20 protein-coding genes and 1 pseudogene are annotated in these 22,783 nt (G+C 37.5%); 10 read left to right on the top strand and 11 right to left on the bottom strand.

Annotated elements, in window-relative coordinates:
• Positions 1-10 precede the first annotated feature (10 nt).
• The 3 genes from rbtA to cxpE form a co-directional block, all read right to left on the bottom strand.
• Complete coding sequence (rbtA, locus tag RFX69_RS14125) at positions 11-1,864, bottom strand: rhombotarget A (protein ID WP_289332548.1); 1,854 nt, start codon at positions 1,862-1,864, stop codon at positions 11-13.
• A gap of 316 nt (positions 1,865-2,180) precedes the next feature.
• Positions 2,181-2,879 carry a DnaA regulatory inactivator Hda gene (hda, locus tag RFX69_RS14120; protein ID WP_001249536.1) on the bottom strand — a complete coding sequence of 233 codons (699 nt, stop codon included), beginning with the start codon at positions 2,877-2,879 and terminating at the stop codon, positions 2,181-2,183.
• A 20-nt stretch (positions 2,880-2,899) separates the two neighbouring features.
• A complete protein-coding gene (gene cxpE, locus RFX69_RS14115) occupies positions 2,900-4,093 on the bottom strand; it encodes a chloramphenicol efflux transporter CxpE (RefSeq protein WP_001153980.1) in 1,194 nt (397 codons plus the stop codon).
• Positions 4,094-4,228: 135 nt separating this feature from the next.
• Between cxpE and purM the strand changes: the two genes are divergently transcribed.
• Positions 4,229-5,299 carry a phosphoribosylformylglycinamidine cyclo-ligase gene (purM, locus tag RFX69_RS14110; RefSeq protein ID WP_000071984.1) on the top strand — a complete coding sequence of 357 codons (1,071 nt, stop codon included), beginning with the start codon at positions 4,229-4,231 and terminating at the stop codon, positions 5,297-5,299.
• Entirely contained in the window at positions 5,296-5,925 is a 630-nt protein-coding gene (gene purN, locus RFX69_RS14105; protein WP_000975534.1) for a phosphoribosylglycinamide formyltransferase, read from the top strand. Before purM ends, purN begins: the two co-directional genes overlap by 4 nt.
• Positions 5,926-5,987: 62 nt before the next feature.
• Here purN and RFX69_RS14100 read toward each other — a convergent pair whose 3' ends face one another.
• Positions 5,988-6,797 (bottom strand): alpha/beta fold hydrolase, encoded by an 810-nt coding sequence (locus RFX69_RS14100; protein WP_000114072.1) that lies wholly within the window; start codon positions 6,795-6,797, stop codon positions 5,988-5,990.
• Between the two features lie 18 nt (positions 6,798-6,815).
• Entirely contained in the window at positions 6,816-7,832 is a 1,017-nt protein-coding gene (sppA, locus tag RFX69_RS14095; RefSeq protein WP_001286612.1) for a signal peptide peptidase SppA, read from the bottom strand.
• A 136-nt stretch (positions 7,833-7,968) separates the two neighbouring features.
• On the opposite strand from sppA, the gene RFX69_RS14090 reads away from it, so the two are divergent.
• Positions 7,969-8,952, top strand: a complete 984-nt coding sequence (locus RFX69_RS14090) for a lysophospholipid acyltransferase family protein (RefSeq protein WP_001984639.1) — start codon at positions 7,969-7,971, stop codon at positions 8,950-8,952.
• On the opposite strand, the gene RFX69_RS14085 is transcribed toward RFX69_RS14090, so the two are convergent.
• From RFX69_RS14085 to RFX69_RS14075, 3 genes are all read right to left on the bottom strand, one after another.
• The gene (locus RFX69_RS14085) at positions 8,905-11,337 is read right to left on the bottom strand and encodes a DNA internalization-related competence protein ComEC/Rec2 (protein WP_289332549.1); all 2,433 of its coding nucleotides are present in this window, start codon (positions 11,335-11,337) and stop codon (positions 8,905-8,907) included. The genes RFX69_RS14090 and RFX69_RS14085 overlap by 48 nt on opposite strands.
• Positions 11,338-11,421: 84 nt before the next feature.
• Entirely contained in the window at positions 11,422-12,108 is a 687-nt protein-coding gene (lolD, locus tag RFX69_RS14080) for a lipoprotein-releasing ABC transporter ATP-binding protein LolD (RefSeq protein WP_000049406.1), read from the bottom strand.
• Positions 12,101-13,336 (bottom strand): lipoprotein-releasing ABC transporter permease subunit, encoded by a 1,236-nt coding sequence (locus RFX69_RS14075; RefSeq protein WP_001984636.1) that lies wholly within the window; start codon positions 13,334-13,336, stop codon positions 12,101-12,103. The genes lolD and RFX69_RS14075 overlap by 8 nt, the downstream gene beginning before the upstream one ends.
• A 137-nt stretch (positions 13,337-13,473) precedes the next feature.
• On the opposite strand from RFX69_RS14075, the pseudogene RFX69_RS19415 reads away from it, so the two are divergent.
• Positions 13,474-13,554 (top strand): annotated as a pseudogene (locus RFX69_RS19415) (PilZ domain-containing protein); the annotation flags it as partial.
• Between the two features lie 29 nt (positions 13,555-13,583).
• Here the strand turns inward: RFX69_RS19415 and RFX69_RS14065 are convergent.
• Both RFX69_RS14065 and RFX69_RS14060 read right to left on the bottom strand, forming a co-directional pair.
• A complete protein-coding gene (locus tag RFX69_RS14065) occupies positions 13,584-14,492 on the bottom strand; it encodes a DMT family transporter (protein ID WP_001140078.1) in 909 nt (302 codons plus the stop codon).
• Positions 14,493-14,502: 10 nt separating this feature from the next.
• Complete coding sequence (locus RFX69_RS14060; RefSeq protein ID WP_001985538.1) at positions 14,503-14,988, bottom strand: YaiI/YqxD family protein; 486 nt, start codon at positions 14,986-14,988, stop codon at positions 14,503-14,505.
• A gap of 256 nt (positions 14,989-15,244) precedes the next feature.
• Between RFX69_RS14060 and RFX69_RS14055 the strand changes: the two genes are divergently transcribed.
• Positions 15,245-16,186 (top strand): hypothetical protein, encoded by a 942-nt coding sequence (locus RFX69_RS14055; RefSeq protein WP_289332550.1) that lies wholly within the window; start codon positions 15,245-15,247, stop codon positions 16,184-16,186.
• 33 nt (positions 16,187-16,219) lie between these two features.
• Positions 16,220-16,366: a hypothetical protein gene (locus tag RFX69_RS14050; RefSeq protein WP_000691794.1), complete on the top strand. Its 147-nt coding sequence runs from the start codon at positions 16,220-16,222 to the stop codon at positions 16,364-16,366.
• Between the two features lie 57 nt (positions 16,367-16,423).
• Here RFX69_RS14050 and serC read toward each other — a convergent pair whose 3' ends face one another.
• Complete coding sequence (gene serC / locus RFX69_RS14045) at positions 16,424-17,503, bottom strand: 3-phosphoserine/phosphohydroxythreonine transaminase (RefSeq protein WP_001203177.1); 1,080 nt, start codon at positions 17,501-17,503, stop codon at positions 16,424-16,426.
• 379 nt (positions 17,504-17,882) lie between these two features.
• Between serC and RFX69_RS14040 the strand changes: the two genes are divergently transcribed.
• The 4 genes from RFX69_RS14040 to RFX69_RS14025 are packed head-to-tail and all read left to right on the top strand — an operon-like array spanning position 17,883 to position 22,726.
• Complete coding sequence (locus tag RFX69_RS14040) at positions 17,883-19,370, top strand: TolC family protein (protein ID WP_001142049.1); 1,488 nt, start codon at positions 17,883-17,885, stop codon at positions 19,368-19,370.
• 12 nt (positions 19,371-19,382) lie between these two features.
• Positions 19,383-20,504, top strand: a complete 1,122-nt coding sequence (locus RFX69_RS14035; RefSeq protein ID WP_001070881.1) for an HlyD family secretion protein — start codon at positions 19,383-19,385, stop codon at positions 20,502-20,504.
• A gap of 3 nt (positions 20,505-20,507) precedes the next feature.
• Entirely contained in the window at positions 20,508-21,638 is a 1,131-nt protein-coding gene (locus RFX69_RS14030) for an ABC transporter permease (protein ID WP_000458055.1), read from the top strand.
• Positions 21,635-22,726: an ABC transporter permease gene (locus RFX69_RS14025; protein WP_000657703.1), complete on the top strand. Its 1,092-nt coding sequence runs from the start codon at positions 21,635-21,637 to the stop codon at positions 22,724-22,726. The genes RFX69_RS14030 and RFX69_RS14025 overlap by 4 nt, the downstream gene beginning before the upstream one ends.
• Positions 22,727-22,783: the final 57 nt, after the last annotated feature.

Below are 22,783 nucleotides of genomic sequence, written 5' to 3'. Positions count from 1 at the left end.
ACATCCCTGATTATGACTTGAAACGGCGTAATGCAATTAATCCAAATAACCCTAAAATTAATCCACCACCGACACTTCCCCCACCACCCGTACTCACAGATTTATCTTCAATACCAGATACAGGTTCCTGGACTACAGTTGCTGGAATCGAGATATATTGGAAATCTGAACCATCGTTAAATCTCGATACACTTGTAACGACTTGAATACTAAAAATATCTGCACCATGCCAATTACCATTTGGTGTATAAATTACATTTCCATTTTGATCTATAGTTACACTGCCTTTAGAAAATGGTGTATCCGTACTTTGTTTTATTTTCAAACAGCCGGGTTGCCATTCTTTACCATCAGGACGTTCACCGAATAAACGCTTACACGTGGCAGGTGTAACCAAGTCTGCTTCACTTAAAGAATTTAAAATATTAAATCTTGCGACTTGTCCATATTTAATATCCTGCCCCACTGTACCAATTTCATTATTTAAAATATATTCAATCGCCCCTAGATCACATAATTCATCGTAACCACTGCGATTTTTTCCACGTTGGTCAAGTCTCTCACAACTTGCTAAACCAACTGATGAACCATCACTATATAAACGCCCTTTATTAATAATTAAAGAGTCGGCTAAAGTATTATAGCTCTCAAGTAACCTTGGCTTAAAGAAACCAAGAAAACTATCTTTTGGTGTATTAAATGGGCATAACAAGCCATTTTTTGCAGTTACATCACATATACCTTCATCACTATCGCCAGCAATTAATTTTTCATCTGCAGGAAAGATTATATTAGGAAGCTTTGATGTAGCATTACGATTACAGTCAGATATAACCAGATTACTTTGAATAATTGCTTTATCCGTTGAACTAGCCTGACAATTAATAGTATTTCCTACTAATATACTATTTGAAACTGAAGCATTACCTTGTGGAGCATCAAGAAATAAACCTGCCGCATTTTTAATCATTGTAATATTATTAACAAACATCCCATCTTTAATGTTTGCAATAAAACCAACTTTATTATGGAAAAAGGTACTATTACTAAAACCGATGGCACGTACATTTAAGTATCCACCAGTACTTTCATCATCAAATTTTGTTGCACCATAAAACAAGGCACCATCTGCAGAAGAGACTTCATTATCACGTACTACAGATTGGGTCACCAAATATAAAGGCTGCTCACTATAAATGACACCACCTTGGGTTGCTTTATTATTTTGAATCAAACTATTTATAATACTTACAAAGCCGGCTGTTTGACCTGTTTTAGATAATAATCCTTGGTTGTAAATCGCCCCACCTTGATTCGCATATCCACCAATCAGTCGAGAGTTCTGAATAGTCAGTTTTTCATGGTTTAAAATTAAACCGCCTGTTAATACATTAGAGCTTGCGCCTGTACCTTGTAAGTTAATATCACTTAAGGTCACAGCAAAAGATGCTTTCTCAACGCTACCATCATCAATTTTAAATAGCTGATCTGTACCTGCCATTTTAATGGTTGCATTATGAGAACCGGGCTGATCAGTATCAACTAATGTAGAATCGTTTTTTACTGTACTAATTGTAAGGGGTGCTGTAATCGTTATTCTGCTATTTAACGTATATTCTTTATCGCGCTGTAAAATAATATTTGATGAAGCGTCCTTATTTCCGCAGCCATGATAACCATTCGCATATTTTTCAACGTCAGCTGCGTTAGATGAACCACGATAATTCAAAAACTGTACTGCTTCTCGTAAAGTACAAACAGTATCATCTTTATCTTCATCCACTAAACTTGTAACTTCAATATCAGCAGAATAAGCGTGCCCAGCAGCAGCCAATAATGCAAAAGCAATGCTCCGTTTGAGCATACCCTTCTCCTTACCTATTTTTTTCATTTTTCTTTGTCAATATTGCAAAGTTTCCACTTTTGCAAACGCATCCTTTGTGCGTACTTTGTCACAGGAATCAGAATTTCTCAAGATGTTTTGATCGGTCTATAGCGTCATTTTCGATAGGGAACTTTCTAAATATTTGTACAATTAAAGATCTATTGATATATGAAAATTTTACTTATAAAAATTTAAAAGTATTTTTCAAGGTTAAAAGAATAAGTAGCTCATGATTTTTATAGTAAGGAGGGCCTACTTAGGCCAATAAATTAGAAGTCCAGAAGCTAGAAAATTATTATTGTTGATATTCATCAATTAAAGCATAGATTTGTCTTAACGTTGCATTTGAAAGTTTAGTCTTCTCACCTTTAAGGAGTTTTTCTAATTGTGCTACGGTTTGCAATAGAACAGAAGCTTGATGAGGCCCATGTAAAAGTAAATAGTCTACAATCTGCTGATCAAAATGGATCCCACGTCTAGCCATTACAGAAGTGACTAAAGCATAGCGGTCAGCATATAAACTTCCGCTCGGCACTTTTACACTCACTGCTTGTGTAAGTCGCGATTGTAAATCTGGTAACTCTAGTTTTAATTCAATCGGTGCAACACGTGAAGAGAAAACAAGTTGTCCTTCATGGTTATTCATTAAATGAAAAACAGCTTTTTGCCAGTGAGGCACCCCACTGATTGACTCAATATCATCTAAAGCCACCAGATCATAGTGCTCTAAGCAAGTAATTGCCTCAATTGGAGCATCGAGAAGTTCAAGTAAAGAAACTTTAATTGCAGATTTACCGACCTCTAAATAAGAATCACAAATCGCTGAAAGCAAATGGCTCTTGCCTGTTCCTGCGCCACCATAGATATAAAATCTATTTACTAGACCCGCATGTAGTTGTCGCACTGCATCCACTACATGCCCCCAACCTGGTCCCGAAAAATCACTGATTCGGGCATCAAGTTGAGGTTCTATATCCAGTTGGAGTTGACGCATATAATGAATTGGCCTTGAAATTATTTCTGATCTGAAAGATTCGGGGTATCTGTATCTTGCTGTTTTTTAACTTCAAGATCAAGTTTAGTATTTTCAGTTTCTACATGAAGTTGCTCAATATTACCCTCTTGGATTAATAATGTAGAAGATGGAGCATAGAATGAACTCCGTTCATAATTTTCTCTGAGGTGTTTTAAGAGCACCACAATGACAGCCGCTACAGGTAATGCAATTAACATTCCTAAAAAGCCAGCCAATTGAGCCCCAGCTAAAACAGCAAATACAACTGCAACAGGTGAAAGACCAATTTTATCACCGAGTAGGAATGGCTGCAGAATATAGCCCTCTACTGCCTGCCCAATCATAAAGACTACGCCAACAAGTAATAAGTGTGTCCAGTCCATTCCAAATTGGAACAAACTTGCAATAACCGCTGCAATAATCCCGACTGCAAATCCTAGATAAGGAATAATACTGGCAAGACCTGCCACCATACCAATAATTAGGCCGACCTCTAGTCCAATTAATTGTAAGCCTACTGCATAAACTACACCGAGCAAAAGCATAACAAGGAACTGACCTTTAACAAATGCTCCTAACACGCTATGACATTCACGGACGATTTGTAAGGTCGTAGCTTCATATGGTCGTGGAATGAGACGACGTAAGTTTTGTAACATACGGTCCCAGTCTAATAAGAAGTAAAAAGCAATAATTGGGATTAAAACAACTGTTCCACCAATTTGAATAAAATTAAGTCCTGATTGTGCAAGCTTTAATAAAACTGCTTGAATACTATCAGCACTGTAATTGGTCTGAACATAATCCATCACAGCTTTGGACATTTGATCGGTATCAATTTCCATTTGCTGGACATGGAAGGTCGAAGAAATCCATGGTAATAGCTCTGCATTAATCCAATGAATCCCTGCTGGAATACTATCTCGAGCGTAAACAAGTTGTTTCCAGATCAGTGGTACCAGATACCATAATGCAACGGTTAAAGTTACACCTATACCAATAAAAACAATACTAATTGCCAACCAGCGAGGTATCTTAATTTTTACTAGAACTTCGACTAGTGGACTAAATAAATAAGCCAGGAAAAAAGCACCAATAAATGGGATGACCACAGGCTTGAGCAAGTATAATACCCATACCAGCAATACAATACCTGCGAGTAAGAAAATACGGCGCAGTATACGATCTTGCATAAAATCTAGCCTTTTTTGATTTAATCGTTATAAATGGAAAAATATTTTTATTAAAGATAGCATTTTCGAGCATAAATAACATAAGAGTTTCGTATATTCAGGTTATAATCTGCCGCCAATGCGGAGACTTCATTTATGAGCAACTCAACTTCTACCCCAAATACCGGTTTAAGCTACAAAGATGCGGGTGTTGACATTGAAGCGGGCGACGCACTGGTCGATCGTATCAAGTCAGTCGCTAAACGTACAACTCGTCCAGAAGTAATGGGCGGACTTGGTGGCTTTGGTGCACTATGCAAAATTCCTAAAGGTTACGAAGAACCTGTTTTGGTTTCTGGAACTGACGGTGTAGGTACTAAATTACGTTTAGCACTTAACCTTAATCGTCATGACACAATCGGCCAAGATCTTGTCGCTATGTGTGTAAACGATCTTTTGGTTTGTGGTGCAGAACCACTATTCTTCCTCGACTATTATGCGACTGGTCACTTAAATGTCGATGTAGCTGCAAACGTAGTTACTGGTATCGGTAAAGGTTGTGAACTTGCAGGTTGTGCACTTGTAGGTGGTGAAACAGCTGAAATGCCTGGCATGTATGAAGGCGAAGATTATGATCTTGCTGGTTTTGCCGTAGGTGTAGTTGAGCAAAGCAAAATTATTGATGGCTCTAAAGTAAAATCTGGTGATGTACTTATTGGTGTTGCATCAAGCGGTGCTCACTCAAATGGTTATTCATTACTACGTAAAATCTTAGATGTTAAGAATGTAGACTTAACTCAAGTAATTGATGGTCGTCCTCTTGCAGATGTAGCAATGGAGCCAACACGTATTTATGTAAAACCAGTTCTAGAACTTTGCAAACAAGTTGATGTACACGCGATGGCACACATCACTGGTGGCGGCTTACCAGGCAACTTACCACGTGTATTACCAAATGGTGCTCAAGCTGTAATTAATGAAGCTTCTTGGGAATGGCCAGAATTATTCAAACTTTTACAACGCGAAGGTAATGTAGAACGTTTTGAAATGTACCGTACCTTTAACTGTGGTGTAGGTATGGTCATTGCTGTTGATGCAAATGATGCAGAAAAAGCAATTGAAGTGCTTAATGCTCAAGGTGAAAAAGCTTGGAAAATCGGACATATCCAAGAAAATGCTGAATCAGTGGAAGGTGCAGACGAAAAAATTCGTGTGATCTTTGAATGATGAAAATTGCTGTTCTAGTCTCTGGGAACGGCAGTAACTTACAAGCCTTGATAGATGCAAATCTATCAGGGCAAATTGTAGGTGTACTGTCTAATAAAGCCGATGCTTATGCCCTAGAGCGTGCTCAAAATGCCAATATCGCGACAGCCGTAATCTCTCACAAAGACTTTCCTAGTCGTGAAGATTTTGATGAAGCTATGCATCAGCAACTTATCGCATGGCAAGCTGACGTGGTTATTTTAGCTGGCTTTATGCGTATTTTAACTGCTAACTTTGTCGACAAATGGCAAGGTAAAATGCTTAATATCCATCCTTCATTATTACCTGCCTATAAAGGCGTTAATACACATCAACGTGTATTAAATACGGGGGATCGATTACATGGCTGTACCGTTCACTTTGTGACTTCTGAACTTGATGCTGGTCAAGCAATTGCTCAATCTGCCATTGAAGTAAAAGAACATGACAATGTTGCATCCTTGGCCGAACGTGTACATAAACTTGAGCATTTTATTTATCCTCAAGTTGCAGAGTGGTTATGTAATGGCCAGCTCACATGGAAAAATGGACAAGCCTATTTCCGCAATCAAATTCTTGAACACCCTATTCGTTTTGCATCTTGGTAAAAGTTTGCTTAACGTCAATTAAAAAAGGACATGCATGCATGTCCTTTTTTGCGAAAGCTTTATTAGCGTGAATTACGCTGAATAAGTTCCTTAATATAATTCACTGTATCAATCGGATGCTCTAGAGGGAACATATGCCCTCCTTCAACAACACTAAATGGAATCCCCATTTTACGTTTTGCCATTTGAGGAAAACCTCTTTTTAAAAAGGCGCTCTCTTTTCCTACAACTAAATGTACTGGCATTTTCGGTTTTGGCATAGGTAACCACCACCAAGAAGGATTTTTACGGAAAATCGCAACTTCATCCTCACGGGAAATAGTTAACGTTACGCCGCCACGTACCGAGTCTTCTTTCAAAGCATAGTCAATGTAGGCTTGAAAGCAGTCTTCATCAAAGTCTTTATAAAAACCTTTTGGACGTAACAATGCAGCTGCTTGCTCACGTGATTCCCAATGCTCGCGACGACGCGCAGATAAACCTGCTGGTGTCATATCATCAACTATTTTGGGTTTAAATAATTTTGCCATATGAAAAGCAAAAGAATATCTACCCAAAATAAGAGGCGGATCTAACATGATCACTTGTGAGAACAACTCAGGCCGTCTAAAAGAAGCCATTAAAGTTAAAACTGAACCGAGTGAATGGCCCAATCCAATCACTTTTCGCCCCTTCGCTTGACGTACAATACTATCAATTACCTGATCAACCAAAAAAGGCCAATGATTGGTAATCGGATAACGTTTGTCAGGTCCAATGAGTGGAACATAAATTACATCATACTCATCTTTTAATTGATCAAACAATTTTTGATACACCATAGATGGCACGCCGTTGGCATGCGCAAAGTGTATAACCGGTTTTACTGACATACCGTTATCCTGCTTAAATTATTGTAGTTTTGCGTCCTGACTTGTTTGTAAGCGTTCAGCAACCGACTCACTTAAACCTTTCCCCATTTCTGATCCCATTCGCCCTAGAATGGATTGTAATGGGTTACGTTCAATCGTGTAGTCAACTTTATTATCAAGCTTCAGTTCACGCATCAAGCTTGTAATGTTACCTGAACGGTCAGCTACGCCTAACTGAATTGCTTGCTCGCCAGTCCAGAAAAGACCAGAGAAAATAGCAGGATCATTAGATTTTAAGCGTTTCCCACGCCCTTCTTTGACCGCATTAATAAAATGAGTATGAACATTATCGAGTACAGATTGGATATGTTGTCTTTGTACAGGATTAATCGGTTTTGTCATACTTAAAATGTCTTTATTCGTCCCCGCTGTAAGAGTTCGGTCTTCAATTCCTAGTTTTTGAGCTAAACCAGTAATGCCATAGTTTGGCATAATGACACCAATTGAACCTACCAAACTTGATGGATTCACAATAATTTCATCAGCAGCAGAAGCAATATAATAAGCACCCGAAGCGCCCATATCGCCAATTACCGCATAGACTTTCTTGTCAGGATGCTCTTTTTTCAAATAGCGAATTTCCTGCCAGATTTCATCTGACTGAACAGGTGAACCGCCAGGAGAATTAATATTAAGGGCAATTGCTTTACTATTCGATGCCTCAAAAGCACGTTTAAGCGCTTTGTTTGTATCTTCACTATTCACAGCCTGATTGCTTGAAGCATCAATAGTTCCAATAATATCAACCACTGCAAGGTGAGCACTGCTACTACTTGCTGTAGAGCCATCTTTAGTGGTCGAACAGCCTTTGCCCATTAAGACGATAATGAACAATAGATAAATAAAAGTAAGTGTTTTAAAGAATATACCCCAGCGACGACTACGGCGTTGTTCTTCTACAGAAGCCAGTACAGCTTTCTCAAGGATTTGCCATTCCGGTCCGTTCTGTTTAGGGGTTATAGGTTCATTTTGTGGTTTTGGTGGCCAATCGGACATAAAATTCCAATCCAAATCAATCGAAATGATGTCATTATATACGTTGATTTGATAAAAACTGTCTAAATAATATGATTTCATTTATAATATTTTTGTCTTTTTTTACTTGTTGTTTCTTCCTTACTTACTGCTATAGATGACTAGACCAGATTCAAAAAGCATGAACTATCAATTACTCAAAACATTTAGCCGCCAACCCATTCAATTTGGGCGTTTTCTTGCTCGTCTGTTAGCAGGACTTGTAAATACTCTAAAAATTACTAGAACATCAAAAAGTATTGAGCTTAACTTAAGAATTGCGCTTCCGTATTTAACACCTCAGCAGCGTATAGCGATTACAGAAAAAGCTGTAAGAAACGAATTAACTTCATATTTTGAGTTTTTAAGTATTTGGGGCTCATCAAATAGTAAAAATATCTCACGCATTCACCGTATTGAAGGTGAACATTTTTTTCATGAAGCATTGGCTGCAAAAAAAGGTGTAGTTCTTATTGTTCCACATTTTGGTACGTGGGAAGTCATGAATGCATGGTGTGCTCAATTCACATCAATGACCATTTTATATAAACCCGTTAAAAATGCTGATGCAGACCGTTTTGTGCGAGAAGCCCGTAGCCGTGAACAAGCGAATCTCGTCCCTACCGATGAAAGCGGTGTAAGACAAATTTTTAAAGCATTAAAGCAAGGTGAAACGACAGTAATTTTGCCGGATCATACCCCTAATGTGGGTGGAGATATGGTGAACTATTTTGGTGTTCCACTTGCTTCAAGTAATTTAAGCGCAAAACTCATCCAGAAAACTAAAGCAAAAGCTCTGTTTCTTTATGCGATCCGTAATGAAAACGATGGCTTTACCATGCATATCGAGCCAATGGATGAGAAAATCTATGAAGGCACTGCGGACGATGGAACGTATGTCATCCATCAAGCGATTGAGCAACTCATTTATCAATATCCAGAACACTATCACTGGAGCTATAAACGTTTTAAAGCGAACCCTGCTTTAGACAATATCTATAATATCGATCCGACAGAAGCACTTAAAATTGTAGATAGGCTCAAAGCAGAAGCTTTAAAAACCTCTACTCAACCAGAGCCTATCCAAACGTCGGTCATGTAAAACTATTTTGTGATTTTCCAATACAAAATTTAAGGTCCCTTGTTCCACAGTACTTTTTAGCGGAATATGTAGAGCTTTTAAACGTGCTATAACTTCTTGGCTAGGATGGCCATAACGGTTATCAAACCCTGCCGATGCAATGGCCAGTTTAGGTTTTAAGGTCGCCAAGAAATCATAAGCCGAACTATGCTTACTTCCATGATGCCCTAGCACTAACACATCTATCTTCAAGTTAGGATAATCTTTTAATAACTCGTATTCAGCTTCCCATCCTGCATCGCCCATAATAAGAAAATTTTGGTAACCACCAACTTTTTTAAATTGAAGATATACAACACAAGAATATTGATTCTGATTAGAAGCAACAAAAGCCAGATCTTTTTCTTTAGGCCATAAAATTTGAATATCTAACTCAGGATAATGCCATTCTTGCCCTTGATAGCAATATTGGAATGGTTGCTTTAAATCATTTGGTAATTGTTCATTCGAAATAAGCTGCTTTACAGGAATCTCTTGTTGAATAAGAGGAAACGCGCCACTATGGTCTTGATCAAGATGGGATAGCACAACATGATCTAGTTGTCTTACGCCTTGCTGACGTAGAAAAGGCACTACAACATTTTGTCCAATACTAAATATTTTTTCATCGTAAGAACCGCCTGTGTCAATTAACCAGTTTTGTTCGGGATGTTGTAGAAAAATAGCCTGCCCCTGGCCAACATCTAAAATATTAAGCTGAATTTGCTGACTCGTTTTGTTCATAATAACTAAGGGTAAACAACATAATATTCCCCAAGTTTTGGGCAGAATTCCTTTAGGTAAAAATAAAATAATAATGGCACAACTAATCGCTAATAAAGACAGTGGCGTCAAGCTTATACCTTGTAATGTTAAAGAGAGTTTTTCTAATAAGCCCAAACAACTCAGCAATATGCTGAGCAACATATCATTGAAATGAAAAAGTATATTTCCAAATGGTTTTATTACAAACCATGCGCAAGCAGCCATGATGTTTAAAGGGACAATAACACCCCCAACAATAGGCACGGCAATAATATTGGTTAATGGAGCAACCCAAGAAATTTGTTGAAAGAAAAGTAAGGTTAAAGGACTCAATGCAATAAATATTTTGCCTTGAGATTCAATTAACACCTTACTCATAAAAATCATTTTTGAACTCAGACTCAAAAAATGTTGCTCAGGTAGCTGCGCTATAGTTTGGTAAATTCTTAATAAAATAAAACATGCCCCATAAGACAGCCAAAAACCTGCAGAAAGCACACTAAACGGGTCCATTAGCAACAGTAGACTTGCACTATATACGAGTAATGTAAAAGGTTTAATAGGTTGTTTTAATAATAGAAAACCAATAAATATAAATGCTGATAATAATGTTCGTAGTGCAGGAATTTCGAAACCTACAAATGCAGTATAAATTAAAACACCAAGGCAGCATGGTACAGCCATCAAAACCTGTTTCGGTTTCCATAAATAAATTTGAGGATAATAACGACTAATAAATTGATGACATGCCCAAGATAACATAATGGCAAAAATGAGCACATGTGGGCCTGAGATCGCCAATAAATGACTAATTCCTAATTGTTTGAACTGTAGTTGAGTTTCATCTGATAAAAGACTTTCATCACCTGTCAGCAAAGCTAAAATTAAACCCTTTTGCTGTAAAGATGAGCTGTTTAATATTTGCCTAAAAGTTAAGCGAAGTTTTTCTATATTTAAACGAAAACTATTGAAAAAAGACTGTTGTTCTTTTAAATGTTGCTGATAGCCCAATCGATAGATTTCATCGAGACTTAAAGGCTCAATATATCTCACGTTAAAACCAGACATAATATTTCGCTGAATAAACCACTTTTCCTGATCAAAAGCTCCTGGGGTGGCATAACTATGCGCAGGTCTTGTTTTTCCAGATATTCGATAATAGTGACCTAATTCAAGATTCTGATTATTCTTTAATAAATTTTGATTATTACTTTTTAAATATAGCAACCAATTCACCGGTTCTTTAGAAAGATTTAGAACTTGTGCAGTTTGTTGAACCTTATTATCTTTTTCTTCACTTAAACGGTTTATATAAACAATAATGTCGAGATTTCGGGTATCCGTTTCTCTTTGTTCTAATCGTTCAATCAGTGCTTTTTCAGCATAGTGGTAACCAACCATAAAAAGACTTGTTGTACATAATAAGCAAAACACTGCCTTTAAAAATGGTCGATCAACGAACATTGGTCGTTTATAAAGATAAAAAATAAAGGCAAGTAACAGTAGAGCCTCGCCCACTTTTTCATATTGCATGATTAAAGGGAAATCTATTCCCATCAATGCAATACCGCCAATCCACCCCAATAGAATAATCTTAAACATTTAAAAATCTAGTCATTATCATTTTAGGGGCAAAATTAAAGCCCAACTCAGTGGGCTTTAACAATGTGATTTAATGACAATTTTTTAAGAACCGTTTACCCACAGCCCATCTTCCATATGCAAGATTGAATCTGCTGCCTGAGCTAATTGCTCATCATGGGTCACAATTAACATTGCCATGTTTAGTTCTTTCTTAAGATCGGTGAGCAACTCGAAAATACCTACTGCTGTTTTACGATCTAGGTTACCCGTAGGCTCATCAGCTAGTACTACCGCAGGCTTAGTCACTAATGCACGAGCAAGTGCAACACGTTGACGCTCACCACCTGAAAGTTCACCTGGTTTATGGTCCATACGATGAGATAGCCCAACTCGATCTAGCAAATATTCAGCCTGTGCCTTTACCGACTTATATTGACTGTCTGCTCGAAGCATTAAAGGCATTGCTACATTTTCAAGAGCAGTAAATTCAGGTAATAAATGGTGGAACTGGTAAACAAAACCTAAGTATTGGTTACGTTGAAAGCCACGTTCCGCTTCACCTAAATTATCAAAGCGCTGACCATTCAAAAATACCTGTCCTTTAGTCGGCTGATCTAAGCCACCAAGTACATGCAACAAAGTACTTTTACCTGAACCACTTGCTCCGACAATAGATACAAACTGCCCTGCTTCCACTTGCAAAGAGAGACCTTTAATGACTTCAACCTTAGATTTACCGTCATCAAAATGTTTATAAATATCTTTTGCTTCTAAAACGACTTTACTCATAACGCAATGCCTCGGCAGGTTGAACTTTGGCTGCACGAAGCGCCGGATAAATAGTTGCCAAGAAACTTAAGAGTAAAGAAACAATCACAATAATTGTCACGTCTTGCCATCTTAAGTAAGAAGGTAAGTAATGTACAAAATAGGCATCGAACAGATTAAGTCCGAGAACATTATTAAACCAAGAAATAATATCGCTGATCGTAAGTGCCAGAATAACCCCTAAAACCGTACCCGCAACTGTACCGATCACACCAATAACCGTACCTTGCACCATAAAGATTTTAGTAATCATAGATGGCGATGCACCTAAAGTACGTAAAATTGCAATGTCTGATTTTTTGTCAGTCACGACCATAACTAAAGACGAAACAATGTTAAATGCAGCAACTACAATAATCAGTACAAGCAATAAACCAACTAATGTTTTTTCCATTTGGATGGCATTAAATAAGTTGCCATGTGTATAAGTCCAGTTGGTTGCGTAGAAATTGCTTGGTAAATTTTTCACAATGTCATCGGCAACTTGAGGAGCGGCAAAAATGTCATCTAATTTTAGACGAACGCCTTGAGCGCCATCAGGTAAACGCAATAAGGTTGAAGCATCATATAAAGCAATGTATCCAACCATCGAGTCAACTTCAGCACCTACACTGAAAATACCCACCACTTTAAAGCGTTTAAAACGAGGTACAACACCAGCTGGAGATGGAGTCGCTTCAGGTAAAACCAATGTCACGCTATCGTTTAAACGTAAGCCAAGCGAATCGGCCATGTCTTTACCAAGTACGATACCGAATTCACCTTTTTTAAGTGAGTCGAGACTACCGGCAACAATATGGTTTTGAATGATAGAGACATTCTTTTCATATTTAGGATCAATACCCGTCACCATAATACCTGCCACTTGCCCTTGAGCAGTTAACATACCTTGCAATTGGGTAAAAGGTGCAACTCCTGTCACGTGGGGATGATTTTCAACTCGTTTAACCAGTTCAGGCCAATCCGTAAGGATTTGCGTCGATGAAACTGTCGCTTGCGGTACCATTCCCAAAACACGATTTTTTAATTCGCGGTCGAAACCGTTCATTACAGAAAGTACCGTAATTAGTACAGCGACACCAAGTGTCAAACCGACCATCGAAACCAATGCAATAAAAGAAATAAAATGATTACTGCGTCGAGCGCGAGTATATCTCAACCCTATATACAGTGAGATTGGTTTAAACATACCTTCTAAATCCAAGGTCATTGATGGAAAAAGAGAAGTGTCCATTCACACTTCTTATTTAGCCATATCGTTAGATGCTGTATTAAGGCTTAAAAATCAGTAAGTTCTGATCTATCCTTAACAATCCTAATATTATATTGCTGCGCTATTTTCTACTACTTAAGATATGAGATCAATTTGATCATGCATTTAGCTACGAATTAGAACAATTTAATGAATAAGCTCAACAAATTACCCTCATCTTCTCCTACTTAGACTTAATATGTTGAGCAAAATTACGATTTGCTTGAATGTCTTTATAAAAATATAGAAATAGACCAAATAAGATAATGAAAGCTCCCACAAAAACCATAATCGACAATTGTTCATGGTTTAAAACAGCTCCAATGATCATTGCTAGCATTGGTGTAATGACTGTCGTTAACGATAAAGTGGTTGGTTTTATATTCTGAACAAGTTTGAAATAACAGAACATAGCCACAAGTGAAGCCATCAGAACTGTATAAATTAATGCAAATAAAGATTTAGCTTGTGGTAAATGAGTCGGTGCATATTGCCAAATAAATGGAATAAGGCAGCTTGCCAAAATTGAAGAAACCAAGATCGAACCGGTCGCTTGAGCCATTGGCTGAATTTTGGCATTCACTTTCTTTACCCAAAATATAGAAAATGAATAAACAAAAACACTGACCAACATTAAGACAATGCCAAATGGATGCACATGTTGATTTGAACCATTTAAACAAATGATCGCTAGTCCACAAACAGCAACAGCCATACCTAGCCACTGCAATTTAAAAAGATGCTGACCAAAAGCAAAACGACCAATCAACCCAGCCATAATGGGTGCTAGACCAAACATCAAGGCAATCATGCCAGAACTTAAATATTGGGTCGCAGCATAGGTAAAAATTTGCGAGCCGATTAAACTAAAAGACCCTGCAAAATAACTATGTAAAGCTTGCTTATGAGTTGGAAAAGAAGTTTTTAGAACAAGTAAAACAATAACCGACAGAGGCAAAGCTATATAAAACCGTAACAGTAAGGCCCACATGACATGTAAGTCAGATACGCTCCATACAATGGCTAAAGGTGTCGTTGCCCAGATAAATACAAGCAAGACATAAGTTGAAGCCAAGTTGGTTTGGGATGGCATAAGAGGCTCACTAAGCAGTTTTACGTTTTTGCTTTAAAATCGTTTGGTCGAGTGCGCTAGAAAATTCGCGCTTATCACGTTCTGAAATAGGTGGTGGACCACCCGTCTGTACACCTGCGCCGCGCAACGTATCCATAAAATCACGTAAGTGCAAACGTGCTTTTACGTTCGCTGTGGTATACACCTCACCACGTGGGTGAATCGCAATACCACCTTTCTCAATAACTTGAGCTGCGAGCGGAATATCTTGCGTAATGACAATGTCATTTTCAGACATACGATTCACAATTTCCTGATCGGCTTGATCGGCCCCACTTAAAACTTGCAGAGATTTAATACGTACTGAAGGAGTAATACCGACATTTTGATTGGCTACAAAAATCACTTCTAATTGATAACGATCCGAAGCTCTTAAAATGACTTCACGCAAAATTTTAGGTAATGCATCTGCGTCTACCCACAACTTGAATGGCAGCACGTTATTCTCTATTTCCACTAAAAATATAAGTCTAACAGATGCATTTCATTAGAGAATAGCGCTAAATATAAAACTTGTTTTCTAAATTTAATTTGAACAATATGTTAATGATTATTTATATGCACTCTTAACAACACATGTTTTGCTAGATGGAGAACTTTTTAATAACTAAATACGTGCTTTTACAAGAGAATTTACATATGTTGACTTGAAAAATAGCAATTACCCTCGATTTAATATATCAAGTGAGATAAACCCAACATCAATCGTACCTATGAAAAATCAAAACAGTCCAGAAGTTGTTACGGTAAACGACCAAAATTTTGGTAGTCATGGAGAGCATTGGAATCTACTGACTTCCCGTCCAGAGACAGATGTACCAAAATGGCTTGGACTAGCGCTTGATGCTCCTGTAATGCCAATGGGTTTATGCCAAAATGAAGACGAAATGGATCAATCTTTTTGGCTCATTCAAGGCCCACAAGGTCAGAAGGTCACTATTAATCAAATTATTGCAGTTGAAAATCAAAAACCTCGCGCTTTAAAAACTGCCTTCCCGAGTTTTGATAGTCCTTATCAATATAATGCCCAAATTGAGCGCATCATTACTTGTGACTCTGCTACTCAAGCGGTATTAAGTTTAAAATTAAATAAAAGTACAACGATTTATGCATTTGATAATTTATTTAGCGTTAATCGTTGCCAATATGACAAAACCCAAACTTATCAAGTCCAATTTAATGCATGGGCCTATGAATTAGAATCAGTGCCTGCGGGAGAAACAATTGTCGTAGATGATCCAGCGTCAATTAAACATCACCGTGCATTAAATGCGATTTTAACTGAACATAATGGAATTGCACCCGAAAACCTACAAGAACTGATTAATGAATGGCAACCAAAAACTAAAGAAGATCAAGAACCTGTAACGGTTGATTTTTCTAAAATGGTTGCATATTTATATGGAGAAAATCTTGGTCAAGAAGATGAAGCTTGGTTCCAAGGTAATATTGTCGGTAAAACTTCAATGTCATTTATGGGTGCAGAATATACCCTTTATGATGTCACTTTAGTTTTAGAAGACAACCTTCCTGCCATATTAGTGCGCATTGCTACAAAAAATGATTTGTACAAAAACTTTAATATTGGCGAATATATTCGTGGCAATATCTGGATTCAGGCGAATATTTATGCTAAAAATAGTGAAACTAATTGAATTTCACTAATATTTTAAAAATTAGGCTATTGAATGAAGATTATACCTGAACAAACCACCAGCCTCATTCAAACTAGTAACCCACGTATAAGGGTCGATACTGGTGCGTTTTGCTTTTTCGTTTTGGGTATGTTCTTAGCCGCAATTATGATACATCAATTTGGTTTTATGCCTTTTTAATTGATCATTTATATAAAAATAAAGCCCTCTTTTTGAGGGCTTTATTCATTTTATAATTTAACCATTACGTTTAGCAAAATCATCCATAAAGCGGATAAGCGCCTGAACGCCTTCTAATGGTACAGCGTTATAAATACTTGCACGCATACCACCTACTGAGCGGTGACCTGCTAAGTTCAATAAGTGATTTGCTTCAGCTTCTTTCAAGAATTGCTTTTCTAAAGCTTCATCTGCCAAAGTAAATGGTACATTCATAATTGAACGATTTGGAATGGCAATCGGGTTATTATAAAAGTCGCTTGAATCGATATAACCATAGAGTAACTGAGCTTTTTCAAGGTTAACTTTATGGATAGCATCTACCCCACCCTGCTCTAGTAACCATTCAAATACTAAACCAGACAAGTACCAAGCATAAGTCGATGGTGTATTTACCATAGAGCCATTCTTGGCTTGATCAGCATATTTTAAAATGCTTGGAATTTCTGCTTTAGCTTGATCCAGTAAGTCATCACGGATAATAACAATTGTTAAACCAGCAGGACCAATATTTTTTTGCGCACCTGCATAGATGAGACCAAATTTCGAAACATCAAGTGGAGCAGATAAAATGCTTGATGAGAAGTCACATACCAGTGGTGCTTTAACATCAGGAACGCTAGCAAACTGTAAACCGCCAATTGTTTCGTTATCGGCATAATGGACATAAGCTGCATCGTCAGATAAGTTCCAGTCGCTTTGCTCAGAAATGGCGAACTTACCGTCTACTTTAATACCAGCTTCTACAACATTAATATCGCCATAACGTTTTGCTTCTTTTAAAGCTTTTTCAGACCAAATGCCAGTATGGATATAATCTGCTTTGTTATTTTTTCCAAGCAGATTTAAAGGAATTGCTGAAAATTGTAATGACGCGCCACCTTGTAAAAATAGCACTTTATAGTTTTCAGGAATATTCATGAGCTTACGCAAATCTGCTTCAGCTTTTTCCGCAACAGCAACATAGTCAGCACTACGGTGACTCATTTCCATGATGGATAGGCCCTTACCTTGCCAATCCAACAATTCTTGTTGAGCTTTTTCTAAAACGGCAGTAGGTAATGCAGCAGGACCAGCACAGAAATTGTACGCGCGCATGATTTTTCCCTTGTAAAAGTGAAACACAATAAAAAAAGGCATTTAACCACAGATTGCTTAAGGTTGCAGCAGCTTCTCTAGTAAATATTTCAATGCTAGGGCGTGTTTATGCCTATTTTTTCAATAACTATTTTATTTATTTCATTGCTTTCACTTATTTTTTTATAAGTTTTATTAAATAAAGTTCAACTTGACTTGTGAATATAGTTTCCCATACTGTGATGAACATATAAAAACTTGCTGTATGATTTTCCATCAAGCAAAAATAAACTCAAAATCATTTTGTGCTTTTATACAATTGTATAATAAACAATATGATAATTGAATTTAATAACAAGAAATTTAAACTATAAGGGATGATCAAAAATTGTTATATAAAATGCCAACACATCAATATCGACAGTCTAAACGTCCTTTTTTGTTTAAACCCAATTACCTTGCGTTGGTATTGGGAGTATTAATTGCAACGCCTATTTATGCGCAAAGTTTAAGTTATGCTGAAGCAGAACAACAGGCTTTAAAAAGCTCATACAGCACTCAAGCCAACCAAGCATTACAACAAGCCTCTCAGTTAGAAGCCGAAGCGGTAAAAGGTTTAGGACTCCCCAGAGTTGATTTAAATGTGAGAGCATATGCTTTTCATAGCGAAACAGATGTACCCTTAGGCTCTTTTAAACAAAAACTTGAAAATGATTTAAGCCAAGGACTCAATGATAAATTATCCCAGTGGAACAATGTCATTCCATCAGATGTTTTAGGTCAAGTTCAGGAAGGCTCAAACCAAATCATACATGACGGTATAAATCGTTTTCCTGACTACGCTAATTTGACTGTAGAAGACCAAGTAGTCCGACCATCTATTTCAGTGGTGATGCCGCTCTACACAGGGGGCTTAACGACTAGTGCAAAAAAAATAGCTAACATTCAGGCTCAACGCTCCGAGCTTTCAAGCCAACAACAACAAGATATCCAGCGCTTCGAAGTCGTACAAAGTTATTTTAATGTGCAATTACAACAACAACTGGTTGCAAGTAGTCTATTTAACTTTAATGCAATGCAAAAACATTACAGCAATGCGTTAAAGCTCGAACAGCAAGGTTTTATTAGTAAAGGGCAACGTATGCAGTTTGAAGTTGCTCGTAACAATGCCGAACGAACTCTACAAAATGCGCAGGCAAATCTGAATGCTAGCCAATTTAATTTAAACAATCTTTTGCACCAGCAAAATAATGCTGATTTAAGTACTCCTCTTTTTGTAAATACTGTTCGTAGCCAATCGTTAGAATCTCTTTTAAGCAGTTACTCTCAAAAATCTAGCCTTGTGCAAAAAATGCAGTTAGACACTCAATTGGCAAATGCAAATATTCAGGCTCAACAAGCAGCAAAAAAACCGAGTCTTTTCGCTTTTGGTGAGTATTCACTCGATGAAAATGAAAACTGGATTGTAGGTGTTATGGCAAAATACAATCTTTTTTCTGGCGTAGATAAAAATAAGAATATTCATGCTGCCGAGTTAAAACGTTATGCTTCAGAACTCATGACTGAACGAACTAAACAAGAGATTGAAGCATTATTGAATAAGTCTTATAACGAGCTCAATTCAGCACAGCAAAGTCATACGCTATTACAAAGGAATATCAGCGCAGCTCAAGAAAACCTACGTATTCAGGAACTTTCTTTCCGAGAAGGCATGGGTACAGCGACTCAAGTGATCGATGCACAAAATGCATTAAGTGCTTTAAAAACAGAAATGGCTTTAAATGCTTATAAATATGTCATGTCGCTCGCAACTCTGTTGCAAAGCCATGGTTCTATGGACCAGTTTAAAGCTTATGTGACTCAACCACACACTGACTATATTCGCTAATGGGGGCATAACATGAATCAAGACTCAGCTCATTCAGAACAAAATTCTCCTGTTGCGGGTACGGCAGAAACTCACCAAAATCAGCAAAATACTCAAACCGACAATACTCAAGAAGTAAAAACGAGTAAAAGTGATTCTCAACCTCCTAAAAATTCGAAAATTAAACTAATTATTGCGGTCGTGGTTATTGCTCTATTAGGATTAATCATTTTTGGTTTGTGGAAAAGCTATCAACCTAAGCCTATTGAATTACAAGGCCGAGTTGAGGCTGAAACAGTTCATGTCAGTACTAAGGTTCCGAGCCGTATTGAAGAAATTTATGTGCAAGAGGGCCAGAAAATTTCCAAAGGTCAGCCCCTTGTTCGTTTAGTCAGCCCTGAAATAGAAGCTAAAAAACAACAAGCTTTAGCCACCCTACAATCAGCTTTGGCATTTCAATCTACGGTAGACCGAGGCTCTCAACAGGAAAATATTGATACTCTTTATGCCAATTGGCAGAGTATGAAAGCACAGGCAAACCTTGCTAAAACCACTTATCAACGTGGAGAAAATTTATATAGACAAGGTGTTATTTCTCGTCAAAGACGAGATGAGATGTTAGCCGCACAGACTTCTGCTCAAGAGTTAAGTGAAGCAGCTTATCAACAATATGCTCGAGCAAAGCGCGGAAGTACCAGTCAGCAGAAATCTACAGCGGATGCACAAGTTGAGATTGCAAAAGCCGCGGTAAGTGAAGCTCAAGCACTTGAGGCAGAAACTCGTTTACTCGCTCCTATTTCAGGTACAGTTTCAAAAACTTATGGCAAACCTTCTGAACTCGTTGCTATGGGTGTACCTGTTGTCAGCATTTTAGAAGATGATGATTTGTGGGTTAGTTTAAATGTCGGTGAAAACCAATACGCTTCTGTTTATAAAAACAAAACACTGGAAGGTTTTATTCCTGCGCTGAATCAAAGTGTGATGTTTAAAGTGAAAAATATTGATGCCGAAGGCGAATTTGCCACCATTAAAACCACACGTCAGACCGGTGGTTATGACATTCGTAGTTTTAAATTACATTTGGTGCCTGAGCGTCCTGTCAAAGACTTAAAAGTGGGCATGAGTGTTCTATTTAAAATTAAAGAAGAAAAATAAAACATGTTTGCCAGCATATTACGTGAACTAAACTATTTAAAAAGCAATAAATGGGATTTGTGTATGGTGACACTCATCCCTGCTTTTATCATTTTTTTGTTTAGCAGCATGTTTTATGCAGGTAAAGCTGAACATTTACCCATTGCCATTATTGATCAAGACCAGAGTGAACTGAGCCGTAATATTGGAAAGTATCTTTCGCTAAATCATACAGTCGATGTAAAAACAATTACTACAAGCTCAAGTGAAGCCGAGAGATTACTCAATGAAACCAAAATATGGGGTTATGTTTTTATTCCGGATGGTGCCGAAAAACGTTTTGTGAAAGCTCAAGATGCTCAAATCAGTATTGCTTTTAACCAATCTTTTTTTAGTGTCGGGAACACGATTTCCTCGGCGATGTTAGTCAGCACTCTCAATGCTTTAGCAGACTATGCTGGCCAGAATTATCTTGCAAATAATATTCCCTATTTAGATGTACCTACAGCACACGTCAAAATTTCAACGCTTTATAATCCAAGCATGAGCTATGAGTTCTATTTAGAACCCTTCATGGTTCCAGCCGTATTACATTTATTACTATGTTGCTGTGTGGCATTTGCCATTGGACAAGAAATTAAACGCGGCACACTAACACAGTGGGTGAACCGAGAGAGTTTTATTCAAGGCTTATTGGCTAAAAATTTGCTGTATAGCTTTATTTTCTGTTTCTGGACTTGGTTATGGATGTTTTGGCTGGTTGAAATTCGAGGCTGGTTTGTAGCAGGTTCACTAAGTTTCTTATTAGCTGCTCAGTTCTTGCTTTATTTTTCTTATGCTTTAATTAGTAGTACCGTCATTCTCGCGACCAAAAATTTAAGTAAAACTTTTGGTTTTATTGCAGTATATGGCGGATCTTCTTTAAGTTTTGCAGGCGTTACTCTACCATTAAATAATGCACCGATTTTCACTAAATTTTGGTCACTGATTATTCCGTACACCCCTTATGCAAAGCTCCAGACCGAACAATGGGTGATTGGAAGTCCACTTTTCATTTCGATGTCTCCTTTCTTAATACTTATTGGCTACTGCCTTATTTATTTCTTTTTAAGTTGTTTGCTGCTTAAAAAACTGGTTCAAGGAGCAACACCATGAAGGAATTTTTAAAGGCTTACGTTCAAACATTTAAAGATATTGTGAGTAACAGTTCAGTTTTCACAACACTTATTTTATCCGTCATTCTTTATAGCTTTTTTTATCCGACAGCCTATAAAGCTGAGCGCGCAGAATCAATTCCAATCGTCATTGTTGATGAAGAACAAAGTCTTTTAACTTCTCAAGTCATTGGCCAAACAGCCAATAGCCCTCACGTTAAAATTGTTGATGTCACTGCTAATTTTCTTGAAGCTGAACAAATGGTCCGCGAACAAAAAGCCGATGGTATTTTACTTTTACCAAGCAATTTAACGCAGAGCTTACGCCGCGGAGAAACTGGCGGAATCGGCTTATACTTAAGCACAACCAACTTTTTAAAAACTAAAGAAATTGGGTTAGGTCTTGCCACTTCTATTGAAGCAACCTTAAAGGAATATATTGAAAGGTTTGGACAACGTACACACTTCCAGCCTGCTCTTTCTATTCACCAAATGCCTTTATTTAATACGCTTTCAGGCTACGGTAGTTATATTTTTCCTGCAGTTGCATCACTTATTATTCACCAAACAATTGTGTTAGGTCTGGCCATGCTGGTTGCAAGTTACCGCGAACAACATGAAAAAATTACCCCTATTCGTTTTGCAGGAATTTTTGCCAGTATCTTTACAATTGGTTGTTTAGGAAGTTTTTATCTTTTTGGTTTTACCTTGTGGTTCAATGACTATCCACACGGTGGAAACTTTGTCGGTTTGCTAGTCGCTGTTCCTATTTTTATTAGCTGTGTAATTGGTTTAGGTATGCTGATTGGCTCACTTTTAGATATACCGGAACGTGCCGGACATATTATTGTATTTAGCTCAGTTCCTCTTTTCTTATTAACTGGTGCCGCCTGGCCTCATCAAGCCATGCCTGAATGGTTGCAATGGTTTGCTTGGTGTTTACCCTCTACACACGCCGTACAGATGTTTGTACAACTTAATCAAATGGGCGTGCCTTTAAATGTCGTGGCCCCGAAATTAATTTTTCTTGCGACTATTGGGGTTATATTTTTAATTACTGCCTATTCACGTTTAAAAGTATCTAAATAAACTTATTTATAGGCTAATTAAAGTGTACAGATTATATTTTTATTTACTATAAAATCT

Origin of the sequence: Acinetobacter sp. 148, assembly GCF_031196675.1 — a bacterium.
GTDB lineage: Bacteria > Pseudomonadota > Gammaproteobacteria > Pseudomonadales > Moraxellaceae > Acinetobacter > Acinetobacter baumannii.
The sequence above is the reverse complement of the archived record's forward strand: the minus strand, read 5'-3'. Positions and strand labels throughout refer to the sequence as shown.